Source organism: Rhodococcus sp. 05-339-2 (assembly GCF_002258965.1).
In the GTDB taxonomy this organism is placed as follows: domain Bacteria; phylum Actinomycetota; class Actinomycetes; order Mycobacteriales; family Mycobacteriaceae; genus Rhodococcoides.
This window is the reverse complement of the sequence record NZ_NOYW01000021.1, coordinates 263,566-279,590: the sequence shown is the minus strand read 5'-3', so window position 1 is coordinate 279,590 and position 16,025 is coordinate 263,566. Positions and strand designations below refer to the sequence as shown.

Annotated in this window: 20 protein-coding genes; all 20 read right to left on the bottom strand. The window is 63.8% G+C overall.

Annotated features, from left to right (window positions below; all coding sequences use genetic code 11):
• Positions 1 to 33: 33 nt before the first annotated feature.
• Positions 34 to 300, bottom strand: coding sequence for a hypothetical protein (locus CH273_RS25750; RefSeq protein ID WP_032394502.1), 267 nt, complete (start codon positions 298 to 300; stop codon positions 34 to 36).
• A gap of 20 nt (positions 301 to 320) precedes the next feature.
• Complete coding sequence (locus CH273_RS25745; protein ID WP_032394503.1) at positions 321 to 746, bottom strand: hypothetical protein; 426 nt, start codon at positions 744 to 746, stop codon at positions 321 to 323.
• Positions 746 to 1,177 carry a hypothetical protein gene (locus tag CH273_RS25740; RefSeq protein WP_032394504.1) on the bottom strand — a complete coding sequence of 144 codons (432 nt, stop codon included), beginning with the start codon at positions 1,175 to 1,177 and terminating at the stop codon, positions 746 to 748. Before CH273_RS25740 ends, CH273_RS25745 begins: the two co-directional genes overlap by 1 nt.
• A 3-nt stretch (positions 1,178 to 1,180) precedes the next feature.
• Entirely contained in the window at positions 1,181 to 1,522 is a 342-nt protein-coding gene (locus tag CH273_RS25735) for a hypothetical protein (protein WP_032394505.1), read from the bottom strand.
• Positions 1,522 to 2,568: a major capsid protein gene (locus CH273_RS25730; RefSeq protein WP_032394506.1), complete on the bottom strand. Its 1,047-nt coding sequence runs from the start codon at positions 2,566 to 2,568 to the stop codon at positions 1,522 to 1,524. The genes CH273_RS25735 and CH273_RS25730 overlap by 1 nt, the downstream gene beginning before the upstream one ends.
• Positions 2,569 to 2,612: 44 nt before the next feature.
• Positions 2,613 to 3,041 carry a head decoration protein gene (locus CH273_RS25725; RefSeq protein ID WP_032394507.1) on the bottom strand — a complete coding sequence of 143 codons (429 nt, stop codon included), beginning with the start codon at positions 3,039 to 3,041 and terminating at the stop codon, positions 2,613 to 2,615.
• A gap of 63 nt (positions 3,042 to 3,104) precedes the next feature.
• Positions 3,105 to 3,851, bottom strand: a complete 747-nt coding sequence (locus CH273_RS27880) for a hypothetical protein (protein WP_052049338.1) — start codon at positions 3,849 to 3,851, stop codon at positions 3,105 to 3,107.
• 93 nt (positions 3,852 to 3,944) lie between these two features.
• The gene (locus CH273_RS25715; protein ID WP_032394508.1) at positions 3,945 to 4,193 is read right to left on the bottom strand and encodes a hypothetical protein; all 249 of its coding nucleotides are present in this window, start codon (positions 4,191 to 4,193) and stop codon (positions 3,945 to 3,947) included.
• Positions 4,190 to 6,058 carry a hypothetical protein gene (locus CH273_RS27875; RefSeq protein WP_052049339.1) on the bottom strand — a complete coding sequence of 623 codons (1,869 nt, stop codon included), beginning with the start codon at positions 6,056 to 6,058 and terminating at the stop codon, positions 4,190 to 4,192. Before CH273_RS27875 ends, CH273_RS25715 begins: the two co-directional genes overlap by 4 nt.
• Positions 6,036 to 7,451, bottom strand: a complete 1,416-nt coding sequence (locus tag CH273_RS25705) for a phage portal protein (RefSeq protein ID WP_082322408.1) — start codon at positions 7,449 to 7,451, stop codon at positions 6,036 to 6,038. Before CH273_RS25705 ends, CH273_RS27875 begins: the two co-directional genes overlap by 23 nt.
• A 17-nt stretch (positions 7,452 to 7,468) precedes the next feature.
• Complete coding sequence (locus tag CH273_RS25700; protein WP_032394509.1) at positions 7,469 to 8,092, bottom strand: terminase; 624 nt, start codon at positions 8,090 to 8,092, stop codon at positions 7,469 to 7,471.
• Positions 8,076 to 9,122 carry a hypothetical protein gene (locus CH273_RS25695; protein ID WP_032394510.1) on the bottom strand — a complete coding sequence of 349 codons (1,047 nt, stop codon included), beginning with the start codon at positions 9,120 to 9,122 and terminating at the stop codon, positions 8,076 to 8,078. The genes CH273_RS25700 and CH273_RS25695 overlap by 17 nt, the downstream gene beginning before the upstream one ends.
• A complete protein-coding gene (locus CH273_RS25690) occupies positions 9,109 to 9,624 on the bottom strand; it encodes a hypothetical protein (RefSeq protein WP_032394511.1) in 516 nt (171 codons plus the stop codon). Before CH273_RS25690 ends, CH273_RS25695 begins: the two co-directional genes overlap by 14 nt.
• 1,149 nt (positions 9,625 to 10,773) lie before the next feature.
• Complete coding sequence (locus CH273_RS25675; protein ID WP_032394513.1) at positions 10,774 to 11,043, bottom strand: hypothetical protein; 270 nt, start codon at positions 11,041 to 11,043, stop codon at positions 10,774 to 10,776.
• 323 nt (positions 11,044 to 11,366) lie between these two features.
• On the bottom strand, positions 11,367 to 11,939 hold the full coding sequence (locus CH273_RS25665; protein WP_032394515.1) for a hypothetical protein: 573 nt from the start codon (positions 11,937 to 11,939) through the stop codon (positions 11,367 to 11,369).
• Positions 11,936 to 12,493, bottom strand: a complete 558-nt coding sequence (locus CH273_RS28535; RefSeq protein WP_052049340.1) for a DUF1643 domain-containing protein — start codon at positions 12,491 to 12,493, stop codon at positions 11,936 to 11,938. Before CH273_RS28535 ends, CH273_RS25665 begins: the two co-directional genes overlap by 4 nt.
• Positions 12,490 to 12,891 carry a hypothetical protein gene (locus tag CH273_RS25655; protein ID WP_032394516.1) on the bottom strand — a complete coding sequence of 134 codons (402 nt, stop codon included), beginning with the start codon at positions 12,889 to 12,891 and terminating at the stop codon, positions 12,490 to 12,492. Before CH273_RS25655 ends, CH273_RS28535 begins: the two co-directional genes overlap by 4 nt.
• Complete coding sequence (locus CH273_RS25650; protein ID WP_094638088.1) at positions 12,888 to 13,988, bottom strand: hypothetical protein; 1,101 nt, start codon at positions 13,986 to 13,988, stop codon at positions 12,888 to 12,890. Before CH273_RS25650 ends, CH273_RS25655 begins: the two co-directional genes overlap by 4 nt.
• Positions 13,989 to 13,996: 8 nt before the next feature.
• The gene (locus tag CH273_RS25645; protein WP_143546270.1) at positions 13,997 to 14,470 is read right to left on the bottom strand and encodes a hypothetical protein; all 474 of its coding nucleotides are present in this window, start codon (positions 14,468 to 14,470) and stop codon (positions 13,997 to 13,999) included.
• A gap of 5 nt (positions 14,471 to 14,475) precedes the next feature.
• Positions 14,476 to 15,978 carry an HNH endonuclease family protein gene (locus CH273_RS27985; protein WP_052049341.1) on the bottom strand — a complete coding sequence of 501 codons (1,503 nt, stop codon included), beginning with the start codon at positions 15,976 to 15,978 and terminating at the stop codon, positions 14,476 to 14,478.
• Positions 15,979 to 16,025: the final 47 nt, after the last annotated feature.

Here is a 16,025-nt window from a genome sequence, read left to right as displayed (position 1 = left end):
CTTCGTAAGTGGGGGCGACCGGACCGGGACAGGTCAGGTCATTGCCTTCTGTTCATCGGAAAGCTGTTCACGCAGAACCCATTCGCGGGTCCGCATGTCGAGGAACCACCCGGCCTGTGCGTTGAGCACTGCCTGCGCGAGTGACGCGTAATAGTTCGGGTCGGTCCTGAAGTTGAAATGCCAATCGGCCGCACCGAACGCCAGACCGTCGAGATCCTTGGCCAACTGCGTCACCACGAAATGCGACGTGGTCGGGTAGGGCGGTTGCGGTTTCGGCTGCTGCGATTCGGTCTGATCCATTGCGGATCACTGCCTTTCGGTTACGGCGAAGACCTGTAGTTCGACGTCATGTCCGAGGCGTGCACGACGATCGCCACGATGTACTCCACCCGGCCGCCTTCGGTGGGCCTGCGTTCCTTCGGTCGGCCGCGGACGTGGACGATGTCCCCGACCGAAATCAACCCACCGACACCTTCGTTCGAACCGTGGACTCTGCGGTCACCGTCGAATCGGAGTTGGTCGCGGTCACTGAGACCGCCTGGTAGATACGGATCGAGTTGCAGGACAAGCTCGCTGAGCGTTCGGTCCCCGGCCAGTTCGGTCTGCTTGGTGTCCAGAAACCGCTGTTGCAGCAGTCCCGTCCACGGTTGGTACGTCGGGGCAACGGGAACGAGGTTGCCGGTGCTCTCGTCGACCTCCGGTGGATTCGGTCGCACGATCGACCAACGCTGTGGGTAGCGGGCCATCAGCGTGGCCCGGGCGTGATCGTGAACGCCTCCCGCGACGATCCGGACGGCTGATTCGGGGTGAGATCGTCGATCTCGTCGGTGGTGAAGTACACCAGAGACGACGATCCGGCATCCCCGTCGGAGTACTCGGTCGATTCCTCGAGGTACTGCTTGTTCCTTACTCCGAACCCGCGCCGCCACAGCAGCAGCGCGCGGTGCACGGCCACGACCATGGTGCCGATCATGAGATCGCGGTCGACGGTGCCGTTCGCGAGACCGTCGTCGAGATCGAGGCCGGACGCCCGGATAACCCCGCGGCGGGCCTTCCCCGAGGCGAATCTGATGAGGAACAGCAGTTGCTGTTGTTCCTCGGTGTCCGCCTCGGGGAACGGCTCCATCGTGCCGTCACGCATGTCCTGCACGGTGATCAGAGGTTCCGTGCTGGGCATGATTCACTCCTCCGAATCGTCACCCGCGCCGGCGTCGTCAGCACCGCCGGTGTTCCCGGTCTCGGCGGCGAACGCCTCACCCGGCGCAGGCTTGGGAGCCTGTCCGCCGTCGCCCGCGGGTGCCTCCGTCTTGGGAGTCTCCGGAGTGACCGTCTTGGCCACCGCCGGCTTGGCGGCGGTCTTGCGTGGTGATGCCGGTGCCTTCGCCGGTTCGGGCGCTTCGGCCCACACGCCCGGATTCGTGATCGACTTGACTGCCCATGCGGGTACGTCGTCGTCCGGGCCGAAAGCGTGGATGTCACCGTTCTTGTCCGCGACGTGCACGAACACAGCCAGGCGCGCCATCAGAACGCGTCCACTGTCATGAGGCGACGGGCGTTCGAGAGGATCGGCTGCCCGCATGCATCGACCCAGGTGAATCGCCGGGTCGGCGGTCCGTCGACCTTGACGACCTTGGCGACGATGCCCTGCGGGTCGGTCTCGACGCGATCGATCTCGCCCGAGTCGGCCATCTCCAACGCGGTTGCCGTCAGGCCGAACGCGGTGAACCCGAGGTCCTCGAGATTCGGAGGCAGGATCGTCAGACGATCCTCGGCCATGACGCGGGTCGAGACGCCGTCGACGTCGAGGACGTTGTCGTACGGCGCGAGCGGCGTCGGCAGACCTTCCGAGCTGAACAGGTTGATCAGGTCGGCCGTGGTGACGTGAGTGCGACCCTGAGTCGCGCCGAACACCGCGTCGATGATCTCCTTGTTGCGCTGCAGGAGCCGCATCTGCTTGAGCGAGGGCAGGAACGAGCCCGGCAGGAAACCGTTCGTTGCGTTGTAGACGTCGCACCACGACTGGAGGTCGGTGAGCGGTGTCGCTGCAGTCAGATTCGTCCACGGTGTTGCCGGAGCAACGCTGTGGTTCGCGGGCAGCCCGTAGTCGGCCTCGTTGATGAAGCCGTTCTCGTCGATGTTCAAGATGCCATCGGTGAGCACGTCGCCCCACGCGAGCTCGATCCGGTTGTAGATCTCGTTCGTGAGATTCTCGCCGTCGTTGTAGATCGCGCGCTCGAGGACCGCCTTGTTGGTTCCCTGCGTCCGCGCGAACTCCTGCTGCAGGCGCTCGTACTCGCCGATCGCAGGAGACGAGCTCGACAGCGGCGCAAGCGGAACGCGCTTCTCCGAACCGGTGTCGCGGCTCGACACGTGGATACGCCCGTCGTAGCTGCGGTACTTCGCCGTCCGGTTGGTCTTGACGATCTCGAGGAAGTCGACGGTGTTGCTGTCGAGAATCTTCGGAGTGCCGAACAACTCGGTCAGGCGGTTGTTGCGAGGCTTGGGTACCTCACGAACGAACGTGGTGAGTGCGTCGGGTGGAACCGGCGCATCGAGAAACTGTGCCATGAGCTGAATGTCCTTTCGAGACAGAGAAGGTCAGTCGGTCCGGATCAGGACGCGAAGTGGATCAGTCGCAAGTCGGTGCGACCGTTGGTGTCGAGAAAACCTCCGCCGGTCGCTGCGTTCGCGATCGGCAACTTCGCGGGATCGACGAACCCGTGGACGAGCAGAGCGGATCCGACGTCCTTGCTCAGATCCAGCAGGTTCGGCACCTTCCGTGCGGCGAACAAGATTCCCGCCGCCGTCTGACGACCATCCGTTGCGGTGTCGTCGTAGGGGCCGTACTTGCGATTGGCGGTGATCTTGCCGAGCACGATTCCCGAGAGGATGAATCCGTTCGGGTAGTGCGTGGCCTGAGTGAACGCGGACACGTCGAGAGTGATCGACGGTGTGGTTCCCGGGTCGGTACCGTGCGGGCTCAGGAGCCACTGCTTGTTGTCGTTCTGAAACGCGTTGGTCTGCACTTCGATCGAGGTCATGGCGCTACGTCCCTCCTTCAAGGGTGAGATGGGTGATGCTCGATGGGGTCGTTCACACTGCGGCTACTTCTTGTCGCGGTTGCCGAATCGCTTTGCTGCTTCGGCTTTCCCGAGATCCTTGCCCGACAACTTCCTTCCGCCCCCGCCGCCTTGACGTTTGTCGGGGTTGGGAGTTCGGGACTTTCCGGTGCCGCCTTGCGCGGCCAGGTACGGCTTGTCTTCGACGAGTTCCTTGATCGCATCTGCGATCGCGGTGGCGTCGACCGAGCCGTTCTCACCCACCTCGAACTGATCGAGGTCGATAAATCGTGGGGCATCGGCGGGATCCGCCAGCACACCTGCTGCAGCGGCCCGCACTTCGGAGCTGAGGACTCGGGCGTTCGCGCGGGCGATGATCTGCTCCTCGCGTTCGCGCTGAGCCTGCTCGGCGGCATCGTCCCCGCCGGATGCTCCTGGCTTCTTTCCGGCCTTCAGCGCCCTGAGTTCCTTCTCGGCTGCGATACGACGGGTCCGTTCGGATTTCTCCTTGGCCTTGATCGCGGCCAGTGCTTTCTCTCCCGCGGGGCCGAGCTTCTTGTCCTCGTCCCCATCGCCGTCCCCGTCACCGTCCCCGGTGCCGTCGCCGGTGCCATCACCGGCACCGTCGCCTGCGCCGTCGTTGCCGCCGTCCCCGCCCCCGTCACCACCGCCGTCGCCATCGCCATCACCTTCGGCGAAGTGCTGCTGCAGCGGCTGCTGAGTCCACTGCGGCAGGGACGTACGGCGCGCCAATGCTGCGAACTGGTCGGCCGTGAGAATGGTTCGCTTCATGAAAGTACTGCTCCTTCGGATACGGCCAAACCCATTGCGGGCGGCTCGAACGCTGATCCCTTGCGGATCAACGGGTTAGGCAAGAGTCATGTCTCACGTGGGTGCGAGTAACTCACTCAGAACGTGTCCCCCGCTTGCTGCGATGGACTCCCAGTAGCTTCGACGCTCCGGAGACAACGACTCCGGTTCGCCCGGGGCACCAGCCGCCACGGGATCGAAGCCTGGATCCCACACACTGTGTGCGGCGACCTCCGCGGCACTGTAGGTGCGTTCGGCTTTCAGAACCCGCCCACTGATGTCGAGGTATCGGCCGGCTCCCAGAATCAGGACAGGCAGGATCATGCGACCACCCCAAATCTTCGGAACGACCACGCCAGGATGTCGGCGGCCTGCTCGTCGCCGCCCGAGATGTAGACCAACCACGGCCGGTTCCCGCTCAGCACCGCGGCGTACCCCTCCGCAATCCATTCCGCGCGGCCACTTCCCCGATTGCCCTGCGAGCCAGCGCGGTAGTACTCCGGACCCTTCCCCGCAGCGACTCGTTCGTGCGCCCACTTGATGTACGGGTCGTCCTGGATCCGGTAGATCGCCGCCGTCGCGGGTCGTTGCGCCGCCTCTCGTGCGGCGTCCGACAGCGACGCCGACCCCTGTTCCTGCCACGTCACTTCCGGTGGCAGTCGACGCAACGCCCGATAGTCGAGGGCATGGCCCAGTTCGTGAGCGACGACGTCGAGTGAGCCACCCCGCGAGTCGGTCCCGATGATCACATCGCCGAAGCTGGGGTTGAAGAACGAGGTCTCCTCCAGTGGACGACCATCGCCGGTGAACTTCCCGGCATAGCGATCACGCACCTGCTGGTCGTCGATCAGAGAAACACGGCGCGCGAGGAAGAGTCGGATACCCTGGCGATCCAACTCCCGCCGAGCCTCGAACGGGATCCGGGCAATGGTCCTGCGTGCGGCCAACGCCGAGGCGGCAGAAACTCCGGCGCTGACCGAGAACGCGAACTGCGGTGCAGCTCGCTGACGCGCACGAGCTGCAGCCTCGGCCTGCGCCGCGGCCGTGACCGCATCGAGGTCGACTGTTGCCGGTTGTGGCTTCGGCTTCGGCTTCGCGGCGGATCCGAGATCAGGCACCAGACTGGTTCTCGAGCCTGCACCGGACCTCGGACCGGATCGCTCCAGCAGGTACCCGTTCAACCTCAACAGCCTGAGCGTCTCGTCGCGGTCCTCACCGAGCTGGTAAATGTCCTCCGGCATCAGCCTCGGAGTAGTTTTCGGATCGCGGCCGCGAGCGCGGATAACCTTGCCCGCAACACCGCGTTTGGTCACGCCCTCGGTGGTGGTGATGAGCTGGCGGCCATACACATCCCGGCGCTTGGTGTGGTGATATCTGGCGTTGCCCATCAGCCCGGCGGCCGTGTCAAGTCCGTTCGCACCACGTCTGGCATTGACCACCTGCGCGATATCGGCACCTTCGCGGATCGCTCGAGCGCCGGCGATGGTGAAGATCTTGTTCTGCATCGCAGGGTCGAGGGATACGAAGTAGTCCATCGGGTCGGTCCGCAGGTCGTCGGCTCGATCCTCCGGCGCGGCTATATGTCGGCAGTCGCACCCGGGGTGTCGATCGAATCCGGCGTTGTAGCGAAAGAACCTGCCGGCCAACACCGCGCAACGAGAACACGACGGCGGGTTCAGCATTCGCACATACCCGATGCCCGGCCGCGAGGTGATTGCCAGACCGGTACCGACCCGGTTCGCGTCGGCAATCTGCGTCTGCACGCGCAGCTGCAGAGAACGCAGCCCGGCTTCCCACGCCGCCGAGACGACATCGCCCGTCACCGGCAGACCTCGATCGACGACATCGCCGATCTTGCCCTTCGCCGTGATGATCGATCCGTACATCAGCGAGTCGAGTGGCCGGCCATCCGAGGCGATTCCCGTCAGGCCGTCAGGTGCCACCTCGTCGGTCGGAGACGTCGACACACCGAGATCATCGAGTGTGTCCGCCACGTACTGTTCTGCATCGTCGACTGCTGCGCGTTGACCGAGAACGATCACTGCCACAAGCCGATCGACGTTGGCTGCGAACCACGCGTCGAAGTCCTTCGGCGGTCGGCTGCCCCAGATCCGCTTCGCGGCGATGAGTGCTTCACGCTGAATGGCTTGCTGTCGCAGGTAGTTCTCAGCTGACGGTTGCGGCAGCATCGTCGTCGGCAGGGATCACTGACGTGCGCCTGGGTATGTTCCCCAGGTCTCGGTTGAGGCGATCGAACACTGGATCGGCCTCCTGCTTCTCGAAGTACTCACGCTCGCGGTTCTTTCGGGGCTCCGACCAACCCATCTCGTCCCACGAGCCTTCGCGGGAGTACACCGGGGTTCCGCCGTTGAGCTTCTGGATCGCGTCCGCCTGCTCAGCGGTCGTCGGTGTGGCCGCGTTGTACCACTCGACGGTGATCTGATTGCCCGGCAACCACTCTCCTGTGCGGAACCGCTCGTAGAGCGAGGCCACCCATGACCACGACGCACCGTTGTCGACCATCTTGTTCTCGGCGTTGTTGATCATTCGAGCCTCGTCGGCCCGAATCGCACCCTCCGCAGCGGGATTGGCGGTGTTCTTGCCGAAGTACCGCAACGGCAGGCCAGTGACAGACGATGCCATCTCCCCGTACAGCGACACGGTTTCGTGGAAGTTGCGCAGATCCGAGGGGGTGAAGTTACCGAATTTCGCCTTGTCGTTCTTCGTCGACCACACCGAGTGCATGTACGACTCCCACGCGGGGATAGGTTCGCCCCGCTCGTTGACGAAGTCCTTCTGATCGACACCGAGCGCCCACTTCTGCGGCGTCGCATGCGTTTCGAGAGCGAACTGCAGGTTGGTCAACGCGCGCGCGGCCGCGTCCGTGATCGGAATGACGTCGGTCATCTCCGACTCACCGTCCCACTGACCCGCCTTTCGGCGATTGAGGAACATGACCACCGGCACGCGGCCGAGCTCGTGCTCGTCTATGCCGGTGTCGTCACCGACTTCGTCGATCTGCCACCCGTGCACACCGAGAGAAATCTGCAGCGTCTTGTTCGGCAGGATCAACGTTCCCAGTGCATCGCCGTTGTCGGCGCGGAACGTCCTCATGTAGGCGTCCATCCGCCGTTGACGAGTGTTGATCAAGCAGCTGCTCTCTCGCGGCGACTCGATCAGGATCAGCGGATGCTCCGGGTCCTCCTCGTTCGTGCCGACCGAGACGAACCCGCGACCATAGACCATCGTCTGTGTGTGGTTGAGAGGTGCTTCGGACGCCAGGTTGTTGGCACGGAAACCTTCCATCAGCGCCGCGTCGGCGATGACTTCGTCCGGCCGCATGATCGACCTGATACGCATCCGATTGGAAATCTCCGAGACCTGCACTCGCGGCCAGTTCACCAGAGTCTCGAGCACCCACAGGTTCGGCGGAATCGCGAGACCGAGTTGCGAGATCCGCACGGAACCCTCGTGGTAGGCCTCCAACAGATCATCGAGGCGCTTGCGGCGACTCATCTTGGCCTGCATCTTCTCGACCATGTCGCGTTCGTCGTCCGAGAGCAGGGTGCGCAACAGAACCATGGTCACCTTCTCTCTGATCAGGCCAGGCAGAACACTCGCGAATCGACCGGCTCGGGCCATCCCGCGACGTGCACATCGGCGCACGCTTCGTGCGCCAGGATCGAGGCCATGGTGGCGTCGATCTTCTGGTGCTCGTTCGGTTTCTGCAGTAGGTACATCTGCCCGGGCTTGGGCGCTTTGCGGGCGTTGTCCATGTGAGTGGCCGTGATCGGGCACCCGTCCTGTTCGATGCGCCGACTCCGCAGGTCGTTCTCGAACCGGCGAATCGAGGAATACATCTGCGCGGTGCGGTTGGTGCGCCACTCGAAGACATGCTCGTCGCCGTGTCTGACCGACCAGTCCCCGATCTCGGATTCCCAGTCCTCCGGATCGCAGTAGAACCGCGCGACATGCCAGCGAGAGAAGATCTCGTCGACGGCCGCATAGACCTGGTCGCGCGGGATCTCGTCGTTGAACTCTGCGGGGTTCCAAATCGTCGGGCGTTTGTCAGGCCCGAATCTCGGGGTGAAACTGCGCCCCGACCTCGTCTCGCAACGGATCGCCGTCCAGTCGTTGTTCAGCGACCCGTCGAAACCCGCGCAGATCATCGTCCCGCGAGCAGGATTGGGCAACCAGAGATTGGTCTTACTCGCTACCGGCATATGCCCGCTCCCACAATCCCGCCTTCAGCCATGCGCCCTGGCCGCTCACCAGCCGGTTCCCGTAAAAGCGTTCGGCCTCTGCAGGGTTGCGCTCGTTGAGCTCGGCCGCGTCGGCCTCGATCGAGTCGATCGACACCCACGGAGAATCCGCATACACGAACTTCAGTAGCTTCCGGCGTTCCCGTTTGTCGCCCCAGGACAGGTTTTTCGGAGGAATCCGGTAAAACTTGAACACGTCTTTCGCGCGCGATTCCCACGTGAGCTGCGCGTCGGAATTCTCCGACGGATCCCACGCGTTCGTCGTCGCCATCGACCTGCCACGCATACCGGCAAGACCACGACGCTGAGTCTGCGCAACGGCAATCAGCTTGTTGGACTTGAGATACAGGCCGTTCTCGTCGTGCAGAACATACGACACCGGGTTGCCGAGTCGGCTGTTCGCGGATGCGGTGACGACGTCGATACGGTTCTCGTCGCCGGGTAGGCGAATGAACCCCTCGCGGATCAACATCAGGTCCGCGAGCGGGCCGTTCTTGATCATCGTCTTGAGCGGCCGGTAGACGTTGTCGACCTGGTCCTCGGACGTTGCCGTCAACTGGATCAGCGGCGACGGGTGAGGCATACCCATCGGCTCGCCAGGCTCGTATTCGTGCTCGAACCCGCAGCCGCAGCCCCAGTCCGAACACGCGTACCCGTCACCGGACTCGGCCCAGCCCGCGAACAGCGACGGCCCGACAGCTTCGAGCGCAACACCCGTCGCCGACCAGGGACCCTTTCCCGACTTCTGCGGACCGACAACCAACGAACGACGGTAGACGAACGCCTCGTTCATCAGCGGCTTCAGCGGCTGCCACTTCGCACGCGGCTTGACCGCGTAATGGTTTGCATCGCACCAGAACTGCCAGTCCGAACTGATGAACGGCTTACCCTGATCGAACCCGTCCGGGATCGAGCAGTGCGCTTGCTTCCACGGATCGGTGACGTGCGCGAGGGTCGGGAAGTCGACAACGAAACCCTCAGTCGTCGTCATCGTCGCGCACTATCGGCGTGGCGACGGCGCGCATCCTCCTGCCGTTGCCCATCGTCCGGCCAACCGACTTCTTCACCGTCGTCTGCTTCGCCTGCTGATCAGGATGCTCGGCCGAATCATCGGCCACGATCAACCAACCGTTTTCCTTCAGTCCGGCCGGCGTCATGCCGATGTTGTCGGCCAGGCGCTGCGCTGCCGCACATGTCGCGGCCGAGGCCTCGGGGTCTTCCATCTTGACCGACCACCGTACCCACATCGCGATCGTGCGGTGCCGCCACGACTCGCGAATCCATTGCGCCGCCTGCGGGGTTCGCCACGCCTGCGCCCACACGATGCCTTCACGTTCCTTCGCATCGGGGAGGAACTCCGACAGCGGAGGGAAGTCGCCGTCGTAACCACCGATCGGCAGCTTCAGCGCTCGGACATCGCGCGCATCCGATCGCGCCGAGAACATCGCCGCATGCGGGCCGGACCTGTTTCGTGCACCTCCGTGACTGCCCATGGTCAACTCCTGCCGTCGGCATTGCGCCGAACTAGAAATCCGCCGGCGTTGCGCCGAACGGATAGATCAGAACCAACCCATCCGACGTGCGAACTTTCGGACGGCCGCCGCAATCAAGTTGTGCGCACGGTCGCTCAGGGCCATGACTGGAACCTTTCGTGGAACTGTGCGTCGTCCATGACGGTCCACTTGTCATCGAGCACCCATGACCCGGGTTCGACGACTACGCCGCCAACGACGAGGATGGCCGGTTGGGCGGGACATCCCTGGAGACCGTCGTCTGAAACAAAGGCCGGCCGCGCCTCAGTCCACGACGCGATACCGCCTCTCAGAAAGACCCAGCTGACGATGTCTCGGCCCCGCGCCGATGATCCATCGAATTGCATTGCATCGACATCGACGCAACGAGTCCGGAACCTTTGCGGTAGTAGATGCATTCGGCTCCGATTCAGATTCTGCGCTGGCATGTCGCAGTTCCTTTCGTCGTGCTCAGGTCGGTGGATTTCGATCGACAACGATCAAGAACAATGGCCAAATACTGAAATCGAATATTCAGTAGCCGTAATCAGGGAATCGCTGCAGGCCTATGTGCACCCACGCGTCGCGCTCTCCGTTGCAACGAATGGCCGTGAATTCCCACCGCGGCGCGAAGCGAAATTTCTTCCGGAACATCTTGAACCCTCCGCACCATTTTGCGACCTCCCCCACGGCGAACCTCGAGGAGGGCCCCGTAGGGGCACCCCCCTGGGGTGCATCGCCGCAGGTCAGAGCATTGGTTACCGACGCGAACCATTTGCGTTTCCGCTGGTCAGAAGCGTGCAGCCTGCCTGCTGTTGCAGCTCCGGCAGTGCACTTTCAGCGGCCCACGCGGGTCGCCACCGAGTGCGATCGGTGGATCGTGGGCCGCAGTGAGGTCCCGCGATGCGTGCCCTGGCCGTCGAACACCGGGGCACCAATAGCCATGCCGCGCAACCCAGTCCGCGACGGCGTGCGCGCGGCGTCGTTGCTCGGCCCAGTCCCGAGTTACCTTGGTCGGCACCGTTGCTCGTTGGTAGCGTTCCCGCTCCCTCGCATGCACCGTGCACAGTGGTCCAGCTTGTATCGACGGACATCCCGGTACCGAGCACACACGCTTGGATGCCCGTGCCATCAGTCCTGCTGTATCTGAGCCTGTGTCCGCAGCACTCCGAACATCTGAAGACCGAGCATGGTGTCGAGTGGCACGTCACCATCGCGAGGCATCGTCGCGTTCGAGGTGAGTGGGCTGCCGTCATCCTTGTCGAAGGTTCGACGCCTGGCGTTGACGACATACTCCATCAGAATGCCCGGCGCAGTATCCGGGTAGTAGGCGAGCCAGACACGATCGATAGCGGCAGTCAGCGCATCGTCAGCTTCACGCTGCTCCTCACTGCGGCACATTGGATCTCCTCAGTCAGGGAACGACAAAGCGACCGGGACGTGGAGTCACCGATCGCTTACGCGAAGAGTACACCACCACGTGTCCATACGCTGGTCACAGCGCTTCTACTGTTTTCGTGTCCGAGCCGCGTTGTAATGTGCCGCTGCCTCCGTGTCGACGAGGTCGGCGAGATGGAATCCGCGAACGCCTCGATGCTCGATCGTGCGCACTGTGCCGGCCTTCACCCACCGCAAGATAGTCGGGCGGGATCGAGACGTCCGGCGCACAGCTTCGGCCAGCGTCACGTACTGGTCCGAGTCCACATCCAGAGGATCGCACTCGTTCATCGGTCACCGCGCTTCGGTGTGTAGTGAATCCACTCCTCGATCAGATCCCTGATGGCTTCAGCGTTTTCGACGGTGGGAACAGATTCGAAGCAGTCGCAACCGAAGATCGTGAGTCGACCACCGTAGATTCCAACCTCGTAGTCGGTGTCTCCGACTTGGACCCGGCGATCTGCACCCATTCCCCCGCAGCTGTGCCCGGCCTGCGCATCGGCTCTTGGTTTCGCTGCATCGAACTGTGTAGCCGTGATGACGCGTCGGAGGGCGTCGAGATCCTCACCGAGGTGAGTGAAGCGGATCAGGCGTGCCAGGATGTGTGGCTCATACTCTGCGTCGAGAACGAAGGGCACGCCGACATCGGTGTGAGTGTCGATGTGCTGCCACATGCCACCGAGCGAACCCACGGCCCGAAGGACCCAGCCGTTGCGGTGCATCCATCGAATGAGATCCGGACGCGTAACGGCCGGCATCTTGCGGTCCATCTCCTCGGCGCGTACGACCGAGAACAGTGCGCGTCCAATCGAATCGGCGACCTGCCCTGCGATGACAGCCTCTGGCAGCGGCGCGCTCATGCCTCCTCCCCCTTAGCGGCACGAGGTTCTCGGGCGGTAGTGATCAGCGGTCGCTCCCACGGGACTGGCTTGCTATCGGCGCTTAGATACAACGGATGCCGTGGCGCGCCATCCTTCGTAATCCCTAAGCAGGACAGTCGATTCGCACCCGGCATCGCAGCGACCTCTCGAACACGATCGGGGCGGGCATTCGCACCCCACGCCGCGAGCACCAGGCCTGGACGGCCCAGGGCGACACGCAATGCGGTGTTGTTTTCGGGGCCGATGGGGTCATCGACGGTCCATAGATCCTGCGGTTTGGTCGCCCGGTAGGCGTACAGATTCACGACGTGAATGCCGTCGTACCCGAGTGTGCGGGCGAACCCGCAGCACCGACGGATGGTCGGGTCATCCTGCGACGCATCGGCAGTCGACGGATTGAGCATCACGAATGTGAGCCAGAGACCGTCACCCCAGACGCGGCGAAGTGTGTATCGATACTTTCCGTCGTGGGACACTGATGCGGTGCTGCACGGTGGGTCGAACAGTCCCGGTTCGATACTTGGTACGTTCATGCTCGGGCTCCCGCAGTGCGAGCAGCGGCGAGAAGCTCGATCGCGTGCGCCTCGACGCGCGACGGTGACGCAATCGCGTATCCCGACACCCCATCGACCACAAAACGTTTGAGCAATACGCCTTGGTCGTTGATTTTGTAGTTGACGCCGTCGAAGTATTGGACGGCGACGTCGTCAGATTTGCGATTCCGCACAGGCACGATGGCGATGGTCGGGAGGGCAGCAACCTCAGACGCCAGGCTCTCGGCCAACTCGTCGATCACCTGCTTGCCTGAAGGCACGTCCATTGATCCACCGCGCATGCACACGTCCTCGAACTGCTCGCCCTTCCAGTCCCAACCCAGTTCCTCGGTGAGCTTCGCCGCGAGCGCGGCTGCGAGTGTCTCCTGCGCGGTCATGACCAGCCGTTCCCTTCGTAGATGCTCGCTCCGGACGTGGTGCCCATCGCTCGGCTTCGGATGTCTTTGTCTCGGATGTCTGCGCCGGACTCGGCGACGAGACTGGCCCAGTTCCAATACACTTCGTCGACCCGGCCGCCGCAGCGGAGGTCCGAGCAGGCGACGAGCATCGGGTGCGCATACAGCTCCCGGCGGATGATGTGCAGGACCGGTTGGCCGGCGTCGTCGAGGAGCGGGTGCCCGTACTCGTCGAGCCGAGGGAACGGGGCCGGTTCCATCCGCGGTCCGATGCCGCCGGGTGGGTAGTGCTCGGGTGGCTCCCGCAGAACCGGGATCTCTTCGTACATCGGTGCGTGGGCTGGTGGGTGGACGACGATGGATTCGCGGTTGCAGTCCATGCACCGGAATCCCTTGGCACGCCGTGATGTATCGCCGAGTGGCCACCGGTTGGTGTGTGAGCGACGGTTCGCGCCGAGCTCGGCCATCATCTCCCCCGCCCATTCCTGCTCGGCGATCCAGTCGAGGCGATCGAGCAGGTACTTCGTGACCGAGTTGACGGTGCGGTTCACCAGGATCGGTTCGATGGCCCGGAATCCGACGACGCGGCGCTCCTGCTGCAGCGGCGCGAGCGGCCGGTACGTCGATCGCCACGTGGTTCGTGCGCCGGTCAAGTCCGGTCCCATCTCGCCGCGAGCCGCCGAGACCTGGTCGGCCCACTCGCAGAGGAAGATCAGTTCCTCGTCGGCGGCGTCGACGGCGGCCGCCGAGATCGGCAGGGGTGGTTCCTTCTTCGACGGTTTCGTGTATCCGCCACTGCGATCCGGAGCTGTGTTCGAGGGCTCGATCTGCTCGCGCATCCACTCCACCGTCCGGGGAGTCGACGCGATGAGATCCTGCAGCCGGGTGAGGTGCCCGCGGCAGAGAGTCGAGCCGTCGTGGGATGCGGTGACCGCGCGGCCGCCGTCGGCTACTCGTTCCCACACCGCAGTCATCCCGTCCCCGACGCCGGTCTTGCCGTCGGCCGCGGTGAACGGCTCGCCCTTGTCGGGGATGCGTTTGTGCGGGAGCGAGCACACGTACGTGGTGGCTTCGATCATTGTCGGCATCACAGGTTTTCGAGGGCCGAGAGGCGTTGCGCCTCGGTGAGTACGCCGAGGTGGAACGACAGCTCGTCGAGGGTGTCCTCGTCGATGTCGCCGAACTTCCCCTGCAGGACTTCACCAGCGATACGAGCGGCTCTCGGCTCGGTGATGAACGTTTCCGATACCGCGAGGCCGCCGTGCTTCATCAGCAGGATCGCCATCCGATTCTGTGCAGCGAACCGCAGGCTGATGCGGTCGTTCGAGTGGGCGTTGCGGCAGACGAGTTCACCGACACGTACGGCCGGAGTAGACGACGTCCACGCGGCCGCCTTCACTTCCGGCTTTTCGGGCAGGCGGAGAGCGAGAGTCGCCCACACCTGTGCCGCGGTCAACATCTCGAGACGCTGTTGGTAGTCAGACGGCAGGTGGCCCTCATGGTTTTTGGCTTGCAGGATCAGCTGAGCGGCCTTCTCGGCGGGATCGATGTTCTCTGGCATGGTCGTCACTCCTCGCTCGTCTTGCAGGTGGAACACGGTTCGTGCTGACCGTGGGTCTCGCAGATGGTTTCCGTCACCGTCGACGCCGGGCCGCGCCAGCCGAACCACGGCGAGCCGAATCTGGCGGGGACTTCGACATCGGGTGCAGCGCCCGCGTCCATCGATTGATCGACCAGGTTCAGAAGCTGGGCGGTGCTGACTGGTCTCGGTGGGAATGGATTCACAGGTCGGTCAGGAGATGGATCTGGACTGGCCTGTTTCGTAGAGCTACGGGAACGACCACGAGATCTGCGGCGTCCACGTTTACGAGCGGTGTCTCCGGATGGATGGTGGTCGGGTGACCCAGACGAGTGACCCTCCCCCAGACCCCTACCCAAACCATCACCCTGCCCTGACCCTGCCTGGCGCACCTGCGCCCGCACGCGCCCGAGCACAGCTCCCGAAAGTTGATTTCCGGGTTGATCCGGTTTGATCGGGGTTTGTTCCGTATCCGCCGCTGTCCGTGCCGGTTTGATCGCCGGTTGTTCCGGTTTGGTCGGCTCGTCGCCCGCTGGCCGGGTGGTGGCCGACTCGTCGGCGTTGTCGTGCACTGTCCCAGCGACGGGTTGCCCCGGTGAGCCTGGCGTGACAACTGCTGACGGGTCGGCCACCTGCGGCCGCGTGCGACGGTCCTGGGCGGCATTCCGCGTCCCTGCGTCGTCCGTTCCGGCGAGTACCGCATCGTCTGCATCGCGGCCGGCGAGTACGCCTTCGCGGGAGCTACCCGTCGAAGACAACCCGGCGTCGGAACGCGGAGACGAAACCAACCCGTCATCGGAACGTGGCGGCGAGACCACGGTCGAACTGTGCTGCTCAGGACCCGAGCGCGGTGCCGGACGTAACGTCATGCCCGCGGCCTGCGGTGTTCGGTTGCCCTTGCTCTGGTTGCAGGGCGAGCACGCGATCACGATGTTGCGTGCACCGTTCGCCACTGCAGGGTCGACGTGCTCGAGGTGTGCTTTGACACCCGACCTGTTGTCCATGCGCTTGACCACGACGCCGCAGTAACGGCAGTGCGCCGACATCTGCTTCGCCGGGACCTTCGGATCGACGCAATCCCGCGCCCACACAGCCGCAACGATCTTTTCGGTCTTCAGCTCCGCGGCCTTGCGCCGCTTGAGCCGGACCGCTGCGCCCGTGTCGTACTTCAGGTCGAACCAGTCGTGGAACAGGAATGTCCCGTCCGCGACAGGCGGGCACCGAGGGCACTCGTGCCCCGGTGCGTGCCACAAACCGACCTCGACCAACATGGTGGCGGCGTCGAGGCTCATCCGAGTGTCGAGAAGAATCCTCGCGACGTCAGCACGTTTGACTACCCCATCTTCACCTGCCGCCTGACACGTCGTTCCCGCCAGTGCCCACACGGTGAACGCTGCACATCCAGAGGTGTCGCCGTCGAGTGTGGGATCCAACAGCGCCTTGATCTTGCGGTTGGTGGCCAACTCGTCGACCAGCTGGAAGAACGGCAACGGACATCCTTTGTCGAAGAACGGGTAACAACGGTGGCGGGACGATT

Bases quoted from the DNA above. Each gene is read 5' to 3' on its own strand.
- CH273_RS27880 (WP_052049338.1), bottom strand. From the start codon at position 3,851: ATGAAGCGAACCATTCTCACGGCCGACCAGTTCGCAGCATTGGCGCGC.
- CH273_RS25730 (WP_032394506.1), bottom strand. From the start codon at position 2,568: ATGGCACAGTTTCTCGATGCGCCGGTTCCACCCGACGCACTCACCACG.
- CH273_RS25725 (WP_032394507.1), bottom strand. From the start codon at position 3,041: ATGACCTCGATCGAAGTGCAGACCAACGCGTTTCAGAACGACAACAAG.
- CH273_RS27875 (WP_052049339.1), bottom strand. From the start codon at position 6,058: ATGCTGCCGCAACCGTCAGCTGAGAACTACCTGCGACAGCAAGCCATT.
- CH273_RS28535 (WP_052049340.1), bottom strand. From the start codon at position 12,493: ATGAACGTACCAAGTATCGAACCGGGACTGTTCGACCCACCGTGCAGC.
- CH273_RS25675 (WP_032394513.1), bottom strand. From the start codon at position 11,043: ATGTGCCGCAGTGAGGAGCAGCGTGAAGCTGACGATGCGCTGACTGCC.
- CH273_RS25665 (WP_032394515.1), bottom strand. From the start codon at position 11,939: ATGAGCGCGCCGCTGCCAGAGGCTGTCATCGCAGGGCAGGTCGCCGAT.
- CH273_RS25740 (WP_032394504.1), bottom strand. From the start codon at position 1,177: ATGCCCAGCACGGAACCTCTGATCACCGTGCAGGACATGCGTGACGGC.
- CH273_RS25645 (WP_143546270.1), bottom strand. From the start codon at position 14,470: ATGCCAGAGAACATCGATCCCGCCGAGAAGGCCGCTCAGCTGATCCTG.
- CH273_RS25705 (WP_082322408.1), bottom strand. From the start codon at position 7,451: ATGGTTCTGTTGCGCACCCTGCTCTCGGACGACGAACGCGACATGGTC.
- CH273_RS25695 (WP_032394510.1), bottom strand. From the start codon at position 9,122: ATGACGACGACTGAGGGTTTCGTTGTCGACTTCCCGACCCTCGCGCAC.
- CH273_RS25700 (WP_032394509.1), bottom strand. From the start codon at position 8,092: ATGCCGGTAGCGAGTAAGACCAATCTCTGGTTGCCCAATCCTGCTCGC.
- CH273_RS25690 (WP_032394511.1), bottom strand. From the start codon at position 9,624: ATGGGCAGTCACGGAGGTGCACGAAACAGGTCCGGCCCGCATGCGGCG.
- CH273_RS25745 (WP_032394503.1), bottom strand. From the start codon at position 746: ATGGCCCGCTACCCACAGCGTTGGTCGATCGTGCGACCGAATCCACCG.
- CH273_RS25715 (WP_032394508.1), bottom strand. From the start codon at position 4,193: ATGATCCTGCCTGTCCTGATTCTGGGAGCCGGCCGATACCTCGACATC.
- CH273_RS25750 (WP_032394502.1), bottom strand. From the start codon at position 300: ATGGATCAGACCGAATCGCAGCAGCCGAAACCGCAACCGCCCTACCCG.
- CH273_RS25650 (WP_094638088.1), bottom strand. From the start codon at position 13,988: ATGATCGAAGCCACCACGTACGTGTGCTCGCTCCCGCACAAACGCATC.
- CH273_RS25655 (WP_032394516.1), bottom strand. From the start codon at position 12,891: ATGACCGCGCAGGAGACACTCGCAGCCGCGCTCGCGGCGAAGCTCACC.
- CH273_RS25735 (WP_032394505.1), bottom strand. From the start codon at position 1,522: ATGGCGCGCCTGGCTGTGTTCGTGCACGTCGCGGACAAGAACGGTGAC.